Raw genomic sequence first — 1,525 nt, forward strand, 5'->3', positions numbered from 1 at the left:
ATGTGGTGCAGGACGAGCAGGAGCAGGTGCTCGTCCCGCGCCACCCGGAACAGGGTGGCGCGCACCGGCGGCTCGGTGGCCAGGTCGAACGGGCGGGCCACCTCGGCGGCCACCGCGGCGCCGTCGTGCCCGGCGACGGCCACCGGGAACGGCGCGGCGGGCAGCACGACCTGGTGGGGGCCCGCGGCGTCCTCGACCACCAGGGTTCGGAGGGCCTCGTGCCTGGCCACCACGTCACCCAGCGCGGCGGCGACCGCGGCGGCGTCCAGCTCGCCGGTCAGGCGCAGCGGCACCGGCAGGTGGTACGCGCCGCCGCCGTCGAGGCGCTGGAGGAACCACAGCCCGAGCTGCGCGGAGGACAGCGGGACGCGGTCGGGCCTCGGTCCGGCCACCACGCCGGCCCGCGCCGGGCCGGCGGCCGACAGCGCGCGGGCGAGTCCCGCCGGGGTCGGGGAGTCGAACACCTGGCGCACCGCCACCTCGACGCCCAGCGCGGACCTCACCCTGCCGACCAGGCGCGTCACCAGGAGCGAGTGCCCGCCGAGGGCGAAGAAGCCGTCGTCCGGGTCAACGCGCTCGACGCCCAGCACGTCGGCGAACAACCCGCACAGGACCTCCTCGCGCTGCGACGAGGGCGCCCTCCCGGCACCCGACCGGACCACCGGAGCGGGCAGCGCGCGGCGGTCCACCTTGCCGTTCGCGTTGAGGGGCAGCTCGTCCAGCACGACGAGGACCGACGGGACCATGTACTCGGGCAGCACCCCGGCGACGCCGGCGGTGAGCGCGGCGCGGTCGACCGCGCCGACGACGTACCCGACGAGGCGGCTGTCGCCCGGCTGGTCCTCCCGCACCGCGGCGGCCGCGGCGACCACGCCGGGCTGGGCGCGCAGGGCGGCTTCGACCTCGCCCAGCTCGACCCGGAAACCCCGGACCTTGACCTGGTCGTCGGTCCGGCCGACGAACTCCAGCCGCCCGTCCCGCGACCACCGCGCGCGGTCGCCCGTGCGGTACACCCGCTCCCCGGTGCCGAACGGGTCCGCGACGAACCGGGACGCGGTCAGCCCCGCCGAGCCGACGTAGCCGCGGCCGACGCCGGCGCCCGCGACGTACAGCTCGCCCACCACGCCCGGCGGCACCACGCGCAGCCGCTCGTCCAGCACGAAGCACCGCACGCCCGCCATCGGCGAGCCGATCGACGGCGCGCCGCCGTCCACGACGGACGCCGTCGACCACACCGTCGTCTCGGTCGGCCCGTACACGTTCAGCGCGGACGCGGCCGACGCGTGCAGGTCGCGCGCCAGCGGGACGGGCAGGGCCTCGCCGCCGACCAGGACCCTCACCCCGCGCAGCGCGTCCGGGAAGGCGTCGAGGAGCGCGCGCCACAGGCCGGGGGTCGCCTGGGCGACCGTGATCCCGCACCGGGTGATCAGCCGGTGCAACGCGGACGGTTCGCGCACCTCGTCGGCGGTGGCGAGGACGACCCGGCCGCCGGAGGTCAGCGGACCGAACAGCTCCAGCACCGAGA

At 77.5% G+C, this 1,525-nt stretch carries 1 protein-coding gene; it reads right to left on the reverse strand.

What is annotated here, in order from left to right; translation table 11 throughout:
* The coding region (locus ACFV4N_RS43640) for an AMP-binding protein (protein ID WP_499678584.1) at positions 1-1,525 on the reverse strand (1,525 nt) is incomplete at both ends.

The sequence above is a fragment of the Actinosynnema sp. NPDC059797 genome, assembly GCF_042732085.1.
Taxonomy (GTDB): Bacteria; Actinomycetota; Actinomycetes; order Mycobacteriales; family Pseudonocardiaceae; genus Actinosynnema.